Origin of the sequence: Ferribacterium limneticum (assembly GCF_020510625.1) — a bacterium.
Lineage (GTDB): Bacteria > Pseudomonadota > Gammaproteobacteria > Burkholderiales > Rhodocyclaceae > Azonexus > Azonexus limneticus_A.
The window spans coordinates 656,870-674,711 of record NZ_CP075191.1; the positions used below are offsets into that span (position 1 = coordinate 656,870).

Annotated in this window: 13 protein-coding genes and 1 pseudogene; 8 read left to right on the forward strand and 6 right to left on the reverse strand. The window is 60.0% G+C overall.

The window, feature by feature from the left end:
* The first annotated feature begins 11 nt into the window (after positions 1-11).
* From KI617_RS03090 to KI617_RS03105, 4 genes are all read left to right on the forward strand, one after another.
* Positions 12-1,511, forward strand: coding sequence for a complex I subunit 4 family protein (locus KI617_RS03090; protein WP_226450511.1), 1,500 nt, complete (start codon positions 12-14; stop codon positions 1,509-1,511).
* Positions 1,508-2,965 (forward strand): complex I subunit 4 family protein, encoded by a 1,458-nt coding sequence (locus KI617_RS03095; protein ID WP_226450513.1) that lies wholly within the window; start codon positions 1,508-1,510, stop codon positions 2,963-2,965. Before KI617_RS03090 ends, KI617_RS03095 begins: the two co-directional genes overlap by 4 nt.
* Before the next feature lie 995 nt (positions 2,966-3,960).
* Positions 3,961-8,004, forward strand: a complete 4,044-nt coding sequence (locus KI617_RS03100; RefSeq protein ID WP_404826776.1) for an RHS repeat-associated core domain-containing protein — start codon at positions 3,961-3,963, stop codon at positions 8,002-8,004.
* Positions 8,005-8,016: 12 nt separating this feature from the next.
* Positions 8,017-8,385, forward strand: a complete 369-nt coding sequence (locus tag KI617_RS03105; RefSeq protein WP_226450515.1) for a hypothetical protein — start codon at positions 8,017-8,019, stop codon at positions 8,383-8,385.
* A gap of 276 nt (positions 8,386-8,661) precedes the next feature.
* Here the strand turns inward: KI617_RS03105 and KI617_RS20590 are convergent, their stop codons facing one another.
* Positions 8,662-9,279, reverse strand: a complete 618-nt coding sequence (locus tag KI617_RS20590; protein ID WP_264180046.1) for a hypothetical protein — start codon at positions 9,277-9,279, stop codon at positions 8,662-8,664.
* A 97-nt stretch (positions 9,280-9,376) separates the two neighbouring features.
* Between KI617_RS20590 and KI617_RS03115 the strand changes: the two genes are divergently transcribed.
* Positions 9,377-10,927, forward strand: a complete 1,551-nt coding sequence (locus KI617_RS03115; protein ID WP_226450517.1) for an RHS repeat-associated core domain-containing protein — start codon at positions 9,377-9,379, stop codon at positions 10,925-10,927.
* Entirely contained in the window at positions 10,924-11,472 is a 549-nt protein-coding gene (locus tag KI617_RS03120) for a tetratricopeptide repeat protein (RefSeq protein WP_226450519.1), read from the forward strand. The genes KI617_RS03115 and KI617_RS03120 overlap by 4 nt, the downstream gene beginning before the upstream one ends.
* Positions 11,473-11,598: 126 nt before the next feature.
* Here KI617_RS03120 and KI617_RS03125 read toward each other — a convergent pair.
* Positions 11,599-12,324: pseudogene (locus tag KI617_RS03125) on the reverse strand (IS3 family transposase); the annotation flags it as partial.
* Positions 12,325-12,359: 35 nt separating this feature from the next.
* On the opposite strand from KI617_RS03125, the gene KI617_RS03130 reads away from it, so the two are divergent.
* Positions 12,360-12,569 (forward strand): hypothetical protein, encoded by a 210-nt coding sequence (locus tag KI617_RS03130; protein WP_226450521.1) that lies wholly within the window; start codon positions 12,360-12,362, stop codon positions 12,567-12,569.
* Between the two features lie 25 nt (positions 12,570-12,594).
* Here KI617_RS03130 and KI617_RS03135 read toward each other — a convergent pair whose 3' ends face one another.
* A complete protein-coding gene (locus tag KI617_RS03135; protein ID WP_226450523.1) occupies positions 12,595-12,933 on the reverse strand; it encodes a zinc ribbon domain-containing protein YjdM in 339 nt (112 codons plus the stop codon).
* 12 nt (positions 12,934-12,945) lie between these two features.
* Positions 12,946-14,637 (reverse strand): SulP family inorganic anion transporter, encoded by a 1,692-nt coding sequence (locus KI617_RS03140; RefSeq protein ID WP_226450525.1) that lies wholly within the window; start codon positions 14,635-14,637, stop codon positions 12,946-12,948.
* Positions 14,638-14,742: 105 nt separating this feature from the next.
* Here KI617_RS03140 and KI617_RS03145 point away from each other — a divergent pair, with 105 nt between their 5' ends.
* On the forward strand, positions 14,743-14,937 hold the full coding sequence (locus tag KI617_RS03145; RefSeq protein WP_226450527.1) for a CopG family transcriptional regulator: 195 nt from the start codon (positions 14,743-14,745) through the stop codon (positions 14,935-14,937).
* Here KI617_RS03145 and KI617_RS03150 read toward each other — a convergent pair.
* Positions 14,934-15,260, reverse strand: coding sequence for a hypothetical protein (locus KI617_RS03150; protein ID WP_226450529.1), 327 nt, complete (start codon positions 15,258-15,260; stop codon positions 14,934-14,936). The two genes, KI617_RS03145 and KI617_RS03150, sit on opposite strands and share 4 nt — an antisense overlap.
* Before the next feature lie 416 nt (positions 15,261-15,676).
* A complete protein-coding gene (gene metG, locus KI617_RS03155) occupies positions 15,677-17,767 on the reverse strand; it encodes a methionine--tRNA ligase (protein WP_226450531.1) in 2,091 nt (696 codons plus the stop codon).
* Between the last annotated feature and the right edge of the window lie 75 nt (positions 17,768-17,842).

A 17,842-nucleotide genomic window follows, 5' to 3' on the forward strand; every position in this document is an offset into this window, starting at 1 on the left:
TGGGCAGCGCCATGAACTCGCTCAGTGAAATCTTCTGGTACGAGCAGGCCGGCCTGCCCTTGCTTCTGCTGCTGCAACTGTTGCCGCTGTTCGGCGCGGCGGTGGTGTTTGCCTTCAAGGAGCGGGCCACGGCAGTGATCGCCGGCAAGGTCTTCGCGCTGGCCGAGCTGGCGCTGGCCATCGTTGCCGTCAGCCATATCAATCCCCTGTCGCCATCGCTGCAACTGGCCGAGCGCTTTGCGCCGCTCGCCTACCACGTGGCGGTCGACGGGCTGAGCCTGCTTTTCCTGCTGGTCGCCGCCTTGCTCACTTTCCTGATGACGCTGTACGGCATGAGTCGCGGCATGATCTCGCCGGGCCGGCTGTTTGCCGTGCTCTTGCTGGCCGAGGCAGGGCTGGTCGGCATGCTGCTAACGGTCAATGTCGCCTGGTTCGCCGCCTTCTCGGGGCTGGAGTTGTGGGCGGTGGTCTATCTGCTGCGCCGTTGGGCTTCCTCGCGGGCCGAAATACAGGCGCTGGCCCGCTTCGTCCAGTATCAGGCTTTCGGCTGGGCTCTGTTCGCGGCCGGTTGCCTGGTGCTTGGCTGGGGGCATGCCGAAGCCACCGGCGGGCGCTGGAGTTTTGACCTGTTCGATCTGGTCGGCGCCATTCCGGTCGGCAAGTTCCAGTCGGCGGCCTTCTACCTGCTGTTCTACGGGCTGGCCGTGCGCACACCGCTTTTCCCGCTGCATGGCTGGCTGCCCAACATGGCGCAGCATGGCCTGATCGCTGTCGCCCCGGCGTTGATGGTCGGCGTCAAGGTCGGCATCTACGGCATGCTGCGTTTCGTGCTGCCGCTCACCCCGGCGGCGGTCCAGTACTGGCAGCCCTATGTCGTCGGTTTCGCCATGGCCGGCGTTTTCTTTACGGCGGTGCTCGCCTTCCAGCAGACCAACCTGCGCCGCCTGCTCGCCTTTGCCGTGGTCAGCCATACCAGCCTGCTGGTCATCGGCCTGTTCAGTCTGCATGAGTCGGGCATCCAGGGCAGCATGTTGCTGGCCGCCAACTTCGGGCTGGCGGTGACCGGCATGTGGTTCATCGTCGGCTTCGTCTTCCGGCGTACCGGAACGACCGAACTGCACGAGTTGTCCGGCCTGTTCGAGCGTATTCCCTTTCTCGCCATCGCCTTCCTGATCTTCGGCCTGGCCATTGTCGGCATGCCGGGGACGCCGGGCTTCGATGCCGCCCACCTGATTCTCGAAGCCTCGATCGACCAGTTCGGCGCGCTGTCCACCGTCGCCACGGCGCTTGGCAACGTCGCCGCCGCCGGCTTCCTGCTCTGGGCTTTCCAGAAGGCTTTCCTGTCGCAGGCCAGGGCGGGCGGCCACGATGTCGACAAGACCTTGCCCATGGAATATCTCGTCTGCGGCATTGCGCTGGCCGCCATGCTGGCCATCGGTTTCTTCACCGAGCCCTGGCTGTATCTGACCGAAACGGCCAGCCAGGCAGCGGCAGCGAGGTTCGTCCGATGAGCTTGCCGCTGCTCTCCCTGCTGGTTTTTCTGCCCCTGGCCGGGGCGCTTGTCATCTGGCTGCTGCCGGTGCGGGCGACGCGCCAGGTGGTGGCGCTGACCATGATCGTCACCCTGGCCCTCGGCGTCGCGGCGCTGATCGCCTACGACCCGCCGGGGGCGCGCTTCCAGCTGGTTGAACGGGCGTCATGGATTGCCAGCCTGAATGTCCATTATCTGCTCGGGGTCGACGGCATTTCGGTGCTCTTCCTGCCGGCTACCGCCTTGCTCTTCCTCGGCTCGCTGGTGGCCAGCTGGAATGCGGTGCACGATGCGCCACGCCTGCATTACAGCCTGTTGCTCCTGCTTCAGACGGCGACCCTGGGCATTTTCTGCGCGCTCGATACGGTGCTGTTTTTCGTCTTCTGGGAACTGACGCTGGTCCCGCTCTACTTCCTGCTTGGCCGCTGGGGCGTGACGGCCGGCGCTGCCGCGGCGGCTACCCGCTATTTCCTGATCATGCTGGCCGGCGGCATTCCGCTGTTGCTGGCTTTCGTCATTCTCGCCACCAGCCAGTCGGTGCCGACCTTCGATCTGATGGCCCTGCTGGCCGTACCCCTGCCGCGTTCGACCCAGACGGTGGTCTTCCTGCTGTGCCTGATCGGCTTTGGCGTCAAGGTGCCGCTGGTGCCGATGCACACCTGGCTACCGCAATTTTCACTGGCTGCGCCCGGTTCGCTGACGGCGTTGCTGGTTGGCCTGAAACTCGGGGCCTTCGGCCTGATCCGCTTTGCCGTGCCGCTGGCACCGGAAGCCGCGCTCGACCTGCACTGGCTGCTGGCCGGTCTGGGGACGGTAGCCATCCTGTATGGGGCGGTCGGTATCCTGGCCCAGAGCAACCTGCGCGTCGGCCTCGCCTACGCCAGCATCTGTCACGTCGGCCTGGCGGTGCTTGGCCTGGCTTCCTACACGGCGCAGGGGGCGCAGGGGGCGGTGTCCTTGTTGCTCAGTTTCTCGGTGGCAACCGGCGGGGCGTTCGTGTTGCTCGAATTCCTGCGCCAGCGCACCGGGTCGACCGACATCCATGCGCTCGGCGGTGCTGCCAAAACGATGCCGCTGCTCGCCACCGGTTTCCTGATCTGTGGTCTGGCTGGCGTCGGTATGCCGGGCACCAGCAGCTTTCCGGGTGAGTTCCTGCTCATCATCGCCGCGCTGCATAGCCATACCGGCGCCGGCATGGCCGCCCTGTTCGGGCTGTCCATCGCCGCCGGCGGCTTCCTGGCGCTCTACCGCAAGGCCTTCTTTGGCCCGGTCGAACGGGAGAATGTGGCGCAGGCAACTGACCTGCGGCCACGTGAATGGGCGGTGCTGGTGGCGCTGATCGTGATGATTGTCGCCATCGGCATCTACCCCGGACCGTGGATTGAAATTGTCCGGCCTGCGGCGGAGGCCTGGGCGGCCGGACTGATGCGGTAGCCCCTCGTTCGACGATCGACTCTGCTGTGGATAGAGGAAGCCTGCTTTGGATGAGATTGGCGGAGTGATGGCAATGCACTAAAAGTTGGACCTATGACTTGCCATTCGGGCCGTTTGGCAATTGCCGACAATAGATATTCTCCCGCCCATGCCCTCTCGATACAAAAAGATATCCAACCGATTCGCTGCTCGTCCTGTTGAATGTGGAAAACACATATCTTGGACAAATTGGTACCTGTCCCCGATTTTGTTGTTGAAATACGAACGTCATATAAATTGTGCAGAGTGTCAGTCGGTAGACGTGGCTCCTATCATTGAGGAACGATGCTCGGCTTGTATTCAAAAGAGGGGCTTAGCAGTATCGAGATATATCTGTGATGTCAACGATTTCCGAACTTTGCTTTTGACACTCTCCTGAACCAATGAGTACCTCTAGCTTCACAACCGAATTAAGTCTATCGAAACGGCGGCTGTTTCTGGTGATGCTGTGCCCCTTTCTCTTGATCTGCTCCTTTCTGGCAAATGCGGACGGGAGCGTGCCTTATCCGATTTCATTCGAGTACTACAGTACCCAATACTGCGGCAATGACAGTTGCTGTTCAGTCTTGAATCCCGGCACCAATGGCAACTGGGGGGAAGTTAGCGGTGGAGTAAAAGCCGATCCGGCCGAAGCGTGCATAGCGCTAATGAAGGCCTACATCAATATGCAAATGTGCAGGGCTAATCCAGCGTCAAATATAGCAAGCGGATACTTGCTGACTCCGGGAGATTATCCGGAGTGCATGCTGGTTTTTAACGTCAACGCGACGATGGGGACGGAGCGAAGACTCGTAACCGCTTGCCCTGCTAGCAGCAGCCTCGTCAATGGGGTTTGCGTCTGTGATTCTGGAACATACGCGTCAAATTTGAGTTGTCTTCCAATTAGTCCCAAGAATCTAGGCCCAACGTGTGTTTCCACGCCAAACCCTATTGGTATTGCTAGCGGAAACAAGTACTTGTCCGAGACAGACTATGTCGGCAGCGGACTTTTTCCACTGAAGATCTCTCGGGTATACAACGGCCGCGCGGATTTCCTCAGCCGGATTGGCTATAACTGGCGTACCGGCATTCAGAATTCAGTTACGCCTGTCACTTACTACGAGACTCAGGTCAACGGCATCGAAAACCGGGCGCTAAAATTTTCATGGAACGGTAATCAGTGGATCGCTGACGGCGACGTGCCGGAGAGGTTGGTGCGCCTGACGAATACCTCGGATACCACCCTGGGCTGGATATTACGGGCCGCCGACGACAAGCTTGAATCCTACAATGCCAAGGGCAGACTGCTCTCCATCACCGACCGTCAAAAACAGATCCAAACCCTGACCTATAGCGATGGCTCAGTCGGCACAAACGGTGGGTATGTGCTGGATGTCGACGGCAATGCGACAACGGTCGTTCTCCCGTCCGGTTTGGTGATCCGGCTGACCGACGCGAACGGCCGCTCTCTCCACTTTGGCTATGACACCTCGCTTCAAATCGTGATGATCACTAACCCTGCTGGAGGGATATTCCGCTACACCTATGATGCCAACCGAAACCTAAAAAGCGTTACCTTCCCCGACAATAAGGTTCGCACATACCATTACAACGAGCAGGCCAACACTTCCAACACCAACCTGCCACATATTTTGACCGGCATCACCGACGAGAACGGCATCCGCTACATCACCTACACGTACGACAGCACGGGGCGGGCTATCGGCGAAATACTGGCGGGGAATGTCGAATCGTACGGGCTCAACTTCGGCGCCAACAACACGGTAGTTTCCGATCCGCTCGGTACGCAACGCACCTACAACTTCCAGACCATTCTCGGCGTCGTCAAGAACACCGGCGTTTCCCAACCCGGCGGCAGCGGCTGTGGCCCGGCCTCCAGTGCCATCACCTACGACACCAACGGCAACGTGGCGACCCGCACCGATTTCAACGGCAACACCACCACCTACACCTACGACCTGACGCGCAACCTCGAAACGCAACGGGTTGAAGCTGCCGGCAAGCCGGAACAGCGCACGATCACCACCCAGTGGCACCCGTACTGGCGGTTGCCGGTCAAGATTGCCGAACCAAAGAAACTCACCACCTGGATCTACAACGGCGACAACGGAGGGTACTGCGCCCCGCAAACAGCCATCGTCCCCAGCCTCTCCGGCGGCACCCAGCCCATCGGCGTCGTCTGCAGCCAGAGCGAACAAGCCACCACCGACCTTACCGGCGGCGCCGGCCTCTCCACCATGGTGACCGGCAGTCCCCGCTCCTGGAGTTACACCTACGACACCTACGGCCAAGTCCTCACCGCCAACGGCCCGCGCACCGACGTGGCCGATGTCACCACCACCACGTACTACGCCGCCGACGATCCCGACCTCGGCAAGCGCGGCAACATCGCCACCGTCACCAATGCCCTCGGTCATCTCACCCGCTACACCGCCTACGACCTCAACGGCCGGCCGCTGTCGATCACCGACCCCAATGGCACCGTCACCACGCTGAGCTACACCCCGCGCGGCTGGCTCAAGACGCGTAGCGTGGCCGGCCAGACCACCACCTACGACTACACCCCCTGGGGCGGCCTTGCCCAAGTCAGCTACCCGGACGGTAGCGGGGTGAGTTACACCCACGACGCCGCCCACCGTCTCACCGCGATCGTCGACAGCGCCGGGCGGGGCGTGCACTACACCCTCGACCCCGTCGGCCACCGCCTCCAGGAAGACTACCGCAACGCCGACGGCAGCCCGGCCCGGCAAGTCAGCCGCGTCTTCGACGCCCTCGGTCGCCTGAAAGACGAAATCGAAGGCAACAGTCCGCCGCACACCCTCGGCTACACCGCCAACGGCGAACCCCGCTACCGCATCACCGCCAAGGGCGACACCACCACCGACGACATCGACCCGCTGGGCCGCCCGGTCAAGCGCACCGACCCCGAGAACGGCAGCGCCCAGCCGACGCTGATGGCCTACGACCGGCTCGACCAACTCACCCGACTGACCGCTCCGAACGGCGCCGTCACCGCCTTTGACATCGACGGCCTGGGCAACGTCTGGAAAGAAAGCTCGGCCGACCGCGGCAGTGTGGACAGCACCTTCGATGCCGCCGGCAATGCACTAACCAGAAAGGATGCCCGGGGGCTGACCGTCACCCAGACCTACGATGCCCTGAACCGGCTGACGCAAGTCTCTACCAGCAACGGTCAAATCATTCGCTACACCTGGGATGCGGGCTGTCCGAACGGCATTGGCCGCCTCTGCCAGAAAACCGATGGCGCAGGCACCACCACCTACGCCTACGATGCGCGGGGCAATCTGCTCAGCGAGACGCGTAGCGAAGGCGGGCGCAGCTTCACCACCACCACCGCCCACAACGCCGCCGACCGTCCCACCGACGTCCTCGCCCCGACCGGCGAAACCCTCGTCCCGACGCTCGACCCCGGCGGCAAGACCCAAACCCTGAGCGCCACCGGCGGCGGCACCACCACAGCCATCGCCAGCGCCATCGCCTACAGCGCCACCGGGCAAATCACCGCCCAGCAACTCGGCCTGACCTGGCTGACGGTGAACTACGACAGCGCCGGGCGGGCCGACACGGTGAGTGCCACCCCGAGCAATGCCGCGAACGACAGCAACGGCGATGTCCCGCTCCCCGGTTGGGCCCTGGCCGTCCTCGGCGCCACCCTGTTCGGCCTGACCCGGCGCCGGCAGGCTGGGGCAACGCTTTCCCTGTTCGTCGCCTGCATCCTGACGCTCTTCCTGGCCGTGCCGCCCGCCCAAGCCGCCGACCTCGATCTCGACTACGACGCCAACGGCAACGTGATCAGCAAAACCACGGCCGGCGGCACGACGGCCTACACCTACGACAAACTCGACCGCCTCGACACCGAGGCCGGCCCACCCGGCAACCGTGACCACGCCTACGACCCCAACGGCAATCGGACGAGTGACGGGGCCGGCACCACGGCGACCTTTACCCCCAACACCGACCGGGTGGCGACCATCAACGGGGTCAGCGTCACGTTGGACGCGGCCGGCAACCTGACCGCTGACGGCACGTACAAATATGTCTGGGACGACTTCGGTGATCTGACTGAACTACGCAAGGCCGACAACACGCTGATCGCTACCTACTACTACGATGACCGCCACCGACGCACGCGCAAGGTGACCACTGCCGCCGCCCCACAAGGGGCGACGACGACCTTCTACATTTACTTGCCGGACGGCCGGTTGCTCGCCGAGATGGGCGGATCGGGCGAAGCCCTGATGACCTACGTCTGGAATGGCGACATCCTGACCGGGATCATCGTCCATCAACCGCAACGGACGGTCTACACCATCCAGGTCGACCACTTGGGTACGCCTTATCAGGTCAGAACGCTGGACGGCAAGATCGTCTGGCGCTGGGAACCGGACGGCTATGGGCGGACGCAGCCGAACGAGGATGTGGATGGCGACGGGAAGAAATTGACGCTGAACATCCGGTTTCCGGGGCAGTACTTTGACCGGGAGAGTGGGCTGCATTACAACTGGCATCGGTATTACAGTCCGCGGATCGGCTACATTAGTCCGGACCCACTGGGGTTGGAGGCGGGGCCAAACCCTTACGCCTACGCGAATCAGAATCCGCTGAGATTTTCTGATCCAGATGGCCGTAACCCTATAGCCATAGGTGCGGCCATTGTCGCGGTAGGTGGCGCAGTAATTGCTGCAAGTAGCCAGGGTGGAAAAATCGTATATCCGCCTGGACATGGCCCGATAGGGAGCTTTGATCCCTTTAAAGATACACAAGCTGAGGTTCGACAACCCTCGTGGCCAGCACCGAAAAACCCCTTGGACTGCGAGGCAAGATTCAGCGAAGACAAGGAGCGTTGCCGGTCAAGTTGTGGTGACGGTAGTTTAGGTGCACAAGCACTGTGCCTTGCTAAAGCTTGGTTGAAGTACCAAGCTTGCCGACGCATCAGCAACCCCACCGGGTCAAACTGGACGGACTGGGGCGATGGTTAACCGTGACGAAAGATGAGCAAAATGGAAAAAATTGGCTACTTTGAATTGGCTTACCAGCAGATTCCTGCCTACGCGGATGAGGCAAAAAATGGCCGCACTGTGCGACTCAAACTCGGGCGGTTTCGCGGAGCTTTGTATCGGTGGTTGGTGCAGAGAGAAATAAATTCCCGTTTGGCCAAGCCAGGCACTCTGCGCTTCGCAGTGGATTTGGCATTGATGCTTTTCGTTCTCTTGGTAGCCAAGAGACTCATTTTATTGGCGTACTACCATGAGGAGAGCCTTGAGGCTTACCAATCCATACGATTTGAACCGGCTGCCGATGGGGTCTTTGTTTGGTTTATTCAACCAGAAATTAGGAGCTCGAAGCACAGTAGTTACTAAACATGGGGAAAATGCGGACAAACCGAAAAAACGTGTCGGCAAAAAATCAAGAGGACATATCCTTCCAATTTCAGCCATTTTTCCCGGTCGACCGCAGCAATTGCCTCTTACCCACGGTCAACCGGAAAAATCCCCGAATTTTCAAATAACCCGACGCTCGTGCACGACCCGGCCCACCGTCTCACCGGCCTGAGCGACAGCGCCGGGCACAGCGTCAGCTACACCCTCGACGCCGCCGGCCACCGCCTCCAGGAAGACTACCGCAACGCCGACGGCTCACCGGCCCGGCAAGTCAGCCGCGTCTTCGACGCCCTCGGTCGCCTGAAAGACGAAATCGAAGGCAACAGTCCGCCGCACACCCTCGGCTACACCGCCAACGGCGAACCCCGCTACCGCATCACCGCCAAGGGCGACACCACCAGCGACGACATCGACCCGCTGGGCCGCCCGGTCAAACGCACCGACCCCGAGAACGGCAGCGCCAAACCCACGCTCATCGCATACGACCGCCTCGACCAGCTCACCCGCCTGACCGCCCCGAACGGCGCGGTGACCAGCTTCGACATCGACGGCCTGGGCAACACCCTGAAAGAAAGCTCGGCTGATCGCGGCAACGTGGACGCCAGCTTCAATGCCGCCGGCAACCTGCTGACCCGCAAGGATGCGCGGGGCGTGACAGTGAGTTATGGCTACGATGCCCTGAACCGGCTGACGCAGGTATCCGCCAGTAGCGGCAAGACCCAGACCCTGATCTGGGATACCGGCTGCCCGAACGGCATCGGCCGGCTGTGCCAGAAAACCGATCCTGCCGGCAGCACCATCTACGCCTACGACACACGCGGTAACCTGCTCAGCGAAACGCGCAGCGAAGGCGGCAAGACCTTCACCACCCACTTACGCCCACAACACCGCCGACCGCCCCACCGACGTCATCGCCCCGACCGGCGAAACCCTTGTCCCGACGCTCGACGCTGGCGGCAAGACCCAAGCCTTGAGCGCCACAGCGGGAAGCACGACCACCACCATCGCCAGCGCCATCGCCTACAGCGCCACCGGCCAGATCACAGCCCAGCAACTTGGCCTCACCTGGCTGACCATGAACTACGACAGCGCCGGGCGGGTGGACAGCGAAACCGCCACCGTCCAGGCCGAACCTTCATCCAACGGCGATGTGCCATTGCCCGGCTGGGCCTTGGCCGTGCTCGGTGCCACCCTGTTCGGCCTGACCCGGCGCCGGCAGGCTGGGGCAACGCTTTCCCTGTTCGTCGCCTGCATCCTGACGCTCTTCCTGGCCGTGCCGCCCGCCCAAGCCGCCGACCTCGATCTCGACTACGACGCCAACGGCAACGTGATCAGCAAAACCACGGCCGGCGGCACGACGGCCTACACCTACGACAAACTCGACCGCCTCGACACCGAGGCCGGCCCACCCGGCAACCGTGACCACGCCTACGACCCCAACGGCAATCGGACGAGTGACGGGGCCGGCACCACGGCGACCTTTACCCCCAACACCGACCGGGTGGCGACCATCAACGGGGTCAGCGTCACGTTGGACGCGGCCGGCAACCTGACCGCTGACGGCACGTACAAATATGTCTGGGACGACTTCGGTGATCTGACTGAACTACGCAAGGCCGACAACACGCTGATCGCTACCTACTACTACGATGACCGCCACCGACGCACGCGCAAGGTGACCACTGTCGCCGCGCCGCAAGGGGCCGGTACCACTTTCTACATTTACGACAAATGGGATCACCTGCTGGCCGAAATGGGCAGCTCGGGCGAAGCCTTGATGACCTACGTCTGGAACGGCGACATCCTGACCGGGATCATCGTCCATCAACCGCAACGCACGGTCTATACCGTGCAGGTCGATCATCTGGGTACGCCCTACCAGGTCAGAACGCTGGACGGCAAGATCGTCTGGCGCTGGGAGCCGGATGGGTATGGGCGGACACAGCCGAACGAAGACCCAGATGGGGACGGGAAGAAACTGACGGTGAATATCCGTTACCCCGGCATGTACCACGACAAGGAATCAGGGCTCTTTTACAACGTGAATCGGTATTACGCGCCTTGGCTCGGCGGGCGCTACATCTCGCCCGATCCGATTGGGTTGGCGGGCGGCCTAAATTTGTTTGGGTACGCGAATCAGAATCCGCTAAGGTTTACGGACCCCAATGGCCTTTCTCCCGACCCGCTAGGATCGTCGAGCGGATCAACAGGCTTTCCAAGGGCACCAAAACCGTTCGATGTATTTATACCGGGAACCTCGGCGAATAATGCGTTCGTTCGGTCGGTAAATCAGATAGCTAAAACGGTTAAGGATATATGCTCATCTGAGGAAATGGATTGTGATCGTGAATGGAGAGAGGCAAGGCAAACATGCCGAGCGCTCATCTACGAACAATTACAACAGCAGGCCGGTCGAAGGAAAAAACGTAGTGTGGTAGGTGTTACTGGAGGATATACAGATGTTGAAGAGTGTGCTCGTGGTTTGGTTAGTGAGCGGTGCGGTGGGAATCTTGTGCGATGACAATTGAAAACATGAATCGTCCCGAGTCCGATGAAGAGCTTGATCGAATTTTGAAGAAAGCCTACGACTACGCCTGCAAGTCGGATTACCCAAAGGCTTTAGAAATCTGCGAATGGCTCATTCAGGATAAATCTACCGAAATCGCGGGATATCGGGAGAGGGCAGCTGTTCGTGAGCACATGCGCGACTTTGATGGAGCGATTTGCGACCTCCAACGAGTTGTTTCTGATAGCCCAATAGAATCCGCAGACTTCTATGGGCTTGGCTTATTGCAGCTTGGGCAGGGCTTGACAATTGAAGCTACCGCCTCCTTTACAAAAGCGATAGAGCTTGGTGACGAAGCTGGATTTGAGTATTACACGAAAGGATCTTTGCTTTTTAGGGCTGAGGCGTATCTGAAACAATGCGACTATGAAAATGCGATTCGTGACTGCTCCGCGTTACCTGCCGGCTACAACACTTACATGGGTGGCGCTAGCGGCATGCGAAGCAGAGAAAATATCCTTGACGAGGCGAATGCTGCCTTGAAGTCCAAGCAACGATAACAGGATCACACGGAACGACAGCAGTGGAAAAACCGGGCTGTCCACGAATAAATGGATAGAGGGACAGGCTCGAATTGATTTCGCCTGTGAATCGCCCCGGGTTCCGTGGAGGCTGGTTGGTTTAAGTCAGGCCACGATGGCGGCCTGATTGGCGAGTTGCCTGTAGTAGTTTGCCTCAGCTTCTGCGGGCGGGATATAGCCAATCGGTTCAAGCAACCTGTGGTGGTTAAACCACGACACCCATTCCAGGGTTGCCAGCTCGACGGATTCCTTGGTTTTCCAGGGCGCCCGCCGATGGATCATCTCGGCCTTGTACAAGCCATTAATCGTCTCTGCCAAGGCGTTGTCGTAACTGTCACCCTTGCTGCCGACTGAAGGCTCAATCCCGGCCTCGGCCAGTCGCTCGCTGTAACGGATCGAGACGTACTGCGAGCCCCTGTCCGAGTGGTGGATCAAGGCTTCCTCGGGACTCGGCTGGCGGGCATACAGCGCCTGTTCCAGCGCATCGAGCACGAAGTCCGTGTGCATGGAACTGCTGACGCGCCAGCCCACGATGCGTCGGGCAAAAACGTCGATAACGAAGGCAACGTACAGCCAGCCTTGCCAGGTCGAGACATAGGTGAAGTCCGAGACCCACAACTGATTGGGACGCTCAGCCTTGAACTGCCGATTGACCCGATCCAGCGGGCACGGCATCTTGCTGTCGCTGATCGTGGTGCGCATCACCTTGCCACGCATAACGCCACGCAGCCCCTGACAGCGCATGAGCCGCTCGACCGTACAACGGGCCACCACGACGCCTTCGCGGTTCAGTTGCCGCCAGACCTTGTCGGCACCATAGACCTGCAGGTTGCACCAAGATGAAGAGTCAGACTGTTTCGAGAACTATGGAAAACCGTTTGGCTAGCGTCACGCTTGATGCCACCGGCAACCTGACCTGCTACCAAAGTTTGGGAAATCAAGAAGAGGGTCAGCAACAGATCATCAGTAAACGATGGCACACCGCGGAGACCCACACCGGTTTCAACGGCAATACCATCATTTACACCTACGATCCGATCCGCACTAGAAACGCAACGGGTCGACGTCGCCAGTAAGCCGGAGCGGCGACAAATGGCTGGATCAGGCTTTCTTGACGAATTCCGACTTCAGCTGCATCGCACCGATGCCGTCGATCTTGCAGTCGATATCGTGATCGCCATCGATCAGGCGGATGTTCTTGACCTTGGTGCCAACCTTGACGACCGATGAGGAGCCTTTGATCTTCAGGTCCTTGATCACGGTGACCGAGTCGCCATCCTGCAGTTCATTGCCGTTGGCATCGCGCCAGACGCGCTTTTCTTCGGCGGTAACGGCTGCATTCTTCGGCCATTCGTGGGCGCATTCCGGGCAGACGTAATTGTCGCCATCTTCGTAGGTGTATTCCGATTTGCACTTCGGGCAGTTGGGCAAGCCGCTCATGGGGATTCCTTTTTAGTAGTCTTCTTCGCTGCCGCCCATCAGATTGGGCAGCAGGATGTAGGCGCGCTGGAGGGCGCTGGAGAGGTCCGGACAGACATTATCGTCGCCCAGGTGATCGACAAAGCCGGAGCGATAGAGGAGCGAGCCGGGTTGTGAATTGAGGCCGCAAACGAGCAGCGTGCAGCCGCGTTTCTTCAGTTTGTCGAGCAGGTTTTCCAGGCCTTCGAGGCCGGTAGTGTCGAGCTGGATCAGTTGCGTCATGTCGAGAATGACGACTTCCGGATGGCCGGCGGCCGGGTCGAGCAGGGCTTCCAGCTTGTTGACCGCACCAAAGAACAGCGAGCCGAACAACTGCCACGCCGCAACCCGCATTGTGCCGTCCGGATAGAGGAATTGCGGCTCGCTGGCTTCTTCGCGCAGCGGGCGGCGCTCGACGCGGGTCAGTTCGGACATGCGATAGATGAAGAACAGGCTGGCCAGCACCATGCCCAGTTCGACCGCAATCGTCAGGTCAAAGAGGACCGTGACGAAGAAGGTGGCGAGCAGGATGATCCGGTAGTTGTAGGAATAGCGCTTCAGTTCCTTGAATTCGTGCCATTCGCCCATGTTGATGGCGACGACCATGACGATGGCCGACAGGGTGGCGAGCGGCACGTAGGAGGCGAGCGGCGCGGCAATCAGCACGATACCGATGAGAACCACTGCGTGGGTGATGCCGGCAATGGGTGTCCGGCCGCCGGACTTGACGTTGGTCGAGGTCCGCGCGATGGCGCCGGTGGCGGCAAAGCCGCCGAACAATGGCGCCGCAATATTGGCCAGCCCTTGGGCAACCAGTTCTTGGTTAGGGTCGTGACGGTCGTCGATCTGGCTGTCGGCAACACGGGCCGAGAGCAGTGACTCGATGGCACCGAGCAGGGCGATGGTAATGGCCGGCGAGATCAGCTTGCCGAAATCGTGAATTGACAGATTAGGTAGCCCAAAAACGGGTAATTCCTGCGGAATGCCGCCAAAGCGGGTGCCGATTGTTTCCACTGGCAGGTTGAAGATGTAGGAAACCAGAGTGCCGACGATCAGCACGACAAGCGGTCCCGGTGCCCGGCGCAGTATGGCGAGCCGCTGGGCCAGCCAGTTGTACGAGAGCAGGAAGATGAAACAGGCCGAGGCCAGGCCCAGCGTTGGCAGGTCAACGGTGTCGGCGTAGGCAGCCAGGGTCTTGATGCGGTGAAAGAATTCGGCCGGCAGGCTCTCGATCTTCAGGCCGAAAAAGTCCTTGATCTGGGCGAGGAAGATGACCACGGCAATGCCGTTGGTGAAGCCGATGACGACGGTGACCGGGATGAAACGGATCAGCTGCCCCATGCGGGCAAGCCCCATGGCAAGCAGGAAGACCCCGGCCAGCATGGTGGCCCCGAGCAGGTTGTTGAAGCCATGGATGGCGACGATGCCATAGACGATGGGGATGAAGGCACCGGTCGGGCCGCCGATCTGGACCCGTGAGCCGCCCAGTGCCGAGGTAATCAGGCCGGCGATGATGGCAGTCCAGATGCCGGCGGTCGGCGAGCAACCCGAGGCGATGGAGAAGGCCATGGCCAGTGGCAGGGCGAGAACCCCGACCGTAATCCCCGCGGCGATGTCCTTGCCCAGTTGCCCGCGATTGTAGGTCGGCAGGCAATCCAGCAGCTTCGGACGAAAGGCGATTTTCATGGGGAACGCTCACAGGGTAAGCACCGCATTATATGAGTACCCTATTAATCGTCAATGTTAATCACATGTTAATATGATTAGACATAAATCCAATTAGAGAAAATCATGGAGAACAGAACTGCCCGCTTGACGATCCTGATCGATCCGCAAAAGAAAAAGATCTTCGAGGAAATCTGTGCCGCCAAAGACCTGACGCCTTCGCAGGTGGTGCGTCGGCTGGTTCGTCAGTACGTCATCGACAACGCCGGCAACCGCGATCTGCCTGAGTGGCTGAAGCCTGGCAGCACGGCCGGCGATTAATCGGCTTCCTTGTCGGGGCGAACCTTGTCCGGATGGTGGGCGGCAATATATGCATCGTAACGGTCCTGCATTTGCGGGGCCTGCTTGGCGATTTCGCGCAGAATGCGAGCGACCGACCAGAGCATGACCGCAGCGCCACCTGCGGTGCAGACGACGGCTTCCACCATTGAGCTCGGAAAACCGGCAATGATGGCCCCTTTGCCGGCGGCAAACCAGCTGGCGCCAATGCCGACGCAAGACAGCCCAAAAACATCGGCCAGGGCATAGGCGAAAATCGGGCCGGTCAGTTGCGGGCGAGGCGGGCGGATTGATGGTTTGAGCATGCGGTTGGTCTCTATTGGTGGCCGTTATCAAAAAGTCTTCTAAAAGACTTGACAAGTCGAATGTCAAGGTTTGACTTATGCACAGTGGCGGTGCGTTTTTAGCAGTGGGGCGATTGCTTGATGACGAATTTGTTAAATTGCCCGTCGTATTTATTATTTACTTTTAAATCAACGGCTTGTGATTAAGCTCAAGTTTCGGGCAGGGCAACAAAAAACCTTGTGGGACGGCTACTTAGCGCATTGCTTCCCGATTCATGCACAGACTTATCCACAGTTTTTGTGGATAGTTTCAAAAGCCTAAACCCTGTAGCTAGATTGGGATGTTAAGTTAAAGTGATACTTGAGGTTTGCGGCTGTTTTTGTTGCGCTGCAACAAGAAACGGCCTGCCCGGCAGGCCGTTTCCATTGGCATCGATTTACTTGACTCGCATGCCGGGCTGAGCGCCGGAATCCGGCGACAGCAGGAAAATCCCGGGCGTTTTGCCTTCCGGGTCGGAAGCGGCGAGGACCATGCCTTCCGATAATCCAAATTTCATTTTTCGCGGCGCCAGGTTGGCGACCATGACGGTCAATCGGCCGATCAACTGCGCCGGATCGTAGGCCGCCTTGATGCCGGCGAAGACATTGCGTGTTTCGTCGTTCCCGACATCCAGCGTCAGGCGGACCAGCTTGTCGGCACCTTCGACGTGTTCGGCGTTGGCGATGCGGACTATGCGCAGGTCGACCTTCATGAAATCGTCGATATTGCAGAATGGCTCCCAGGGGCTTTCCGTCTTCACTTCGTTTTGCTGGTGTTCGGCATGGCGTTGCTGGGACTGGACTTCCTGCGTCGGAGCCAGCGATTCCTTGTTGGCTTCGACCAGTTTTTCGATCAGCTTGGGATCGACGCGGGTCATCAGGTGCTCATAGACATTGATGGCGTGGCCGCCGGCCAGAAGGCTCTGCGTATCGGTCCACTGCAGCGGGGCGATGTTGAGGAATTTCTCGACCTTGTTGGCGACGATGGGCAGGATCGGCTTCAGCAGCACGGTGAGCAGGCGGAACAGATTCAGCGCGTTGGTGCAGGCGGCGTGCAGTTCGACTTCCTTGCCTTCCTGCTTGGCCAGTTCCCACGGCTTGACGCTATCGACGTACTGGTTGGCGGCATCGGTCAACGCCATGATCTCGCGCATGGCCTTGCCAAACTCGCGGGCTTCATACAGCTCGGCGATGCGGCTGGCTGCTTCCTGAATGCCCTTGATGGCCGGCAGATCGGCAGCAGCCGGCGCCAGTTGGCCATTGAAGCGCTTGGTGATGAAGCCGGCGGAGCGGCTGGCAATGTTCACGTACTTGCCGACCAGGTCCGAATTGACGCGGGCGACGAAGTCATCGAGGCTGAGGTCGATGTCTTCCATCGTGGCCGACAGCTTGGCCGCATAGTAATAGCGCAGCCACTCCGGATTCAGCCCGGTCTTCAGGAAGCTCTCGGCGGTGATGAAGGTGCCGCGCGATTTGGACATCTTGGCGCCATCGACGGTCAGGAAACCGTGCGCGAAGATCTTGGTCGGCGTGCGGAAACCGGCATGGGCCAGTTCGGCCGGCCAGAACAGGGCGTGGAAGTAAAGGATGTCCTTGCCGATGAAATGGTAGAGCTCGGTCTTGGAGTCGGGCTTGAAGTACTCGTCGAAATCGAGGCCGTTCTTGCTGCACAGATTCTTGAACGAGCCCATGTAGCCGATCGGCGCGTCGAGCCAGACGTAGAAATACTTGCCCGGTGCATCGGGAATTTCGAAGCCGAAATAGGGGGCGTCGCGCGAAATGTCCCAGTCGGTCAGTTTGTTCTCGCCGGGCGCGCCCAGCCATTCCTGCATCTTGTTAGCGGCTTCGTTCTGCAGCACGCCGTTGTCGCGGCTGGTGTATTGGCGCAGAAAGGCCTCGCAGCGCGGGTCGGAGAGCTTGAAAAAGTAATGTTCGGAAGTGCGCAATTCCGGCTTGGCGCCGGAGATCGCCGAGTACGGATCTTTCAGGTCGGTCGGCGCATAGGCTGCACCGCAGGACTCGCAGTTGTCGCCATACTGGTCCTTGGCGCCACACTTCGGGCATTCGCCCTTGATGAAGCGGTCAGGCAGAAACAGTTGCTTGACCGGGTCGTAATACTGCTCGATGGTTCGCGTTTCGATCAGGCCGGCGGCGCGCAGCTTCAGATAGATGTCGTTGGCGCAGTCGCGGGTTTCGTCGGAGTGCGTGCTGTAGTAATTGTCGAAACCGACATGGAAACCGGCGAAGTCACGGGAATGCTCGCCATGGACGCGGGCGATCAGTTGCTCCGGCGTGATCCCTTCCTTCTCGGCGCGCAGCATGATCGGCGTGCCGTGGGTGTCGTCGGCGCAGACGTACCAGCACTCGTTGCCGGACATCTTCTGGAAACGTACCCAGATATCGGTCTGGATATATTCGACCAGGTGGCCGAGGTGGATGGCGCCATTGGCGTAGGGCAGGGCGGAAGTGACGAGGATTTTGCGCGACATGAGAGGCCGGTGCTTGAAAGGTAAAGCACGATTTTACCGCGAGGAATCATGGTGATGACTTGCAAACCGATATTC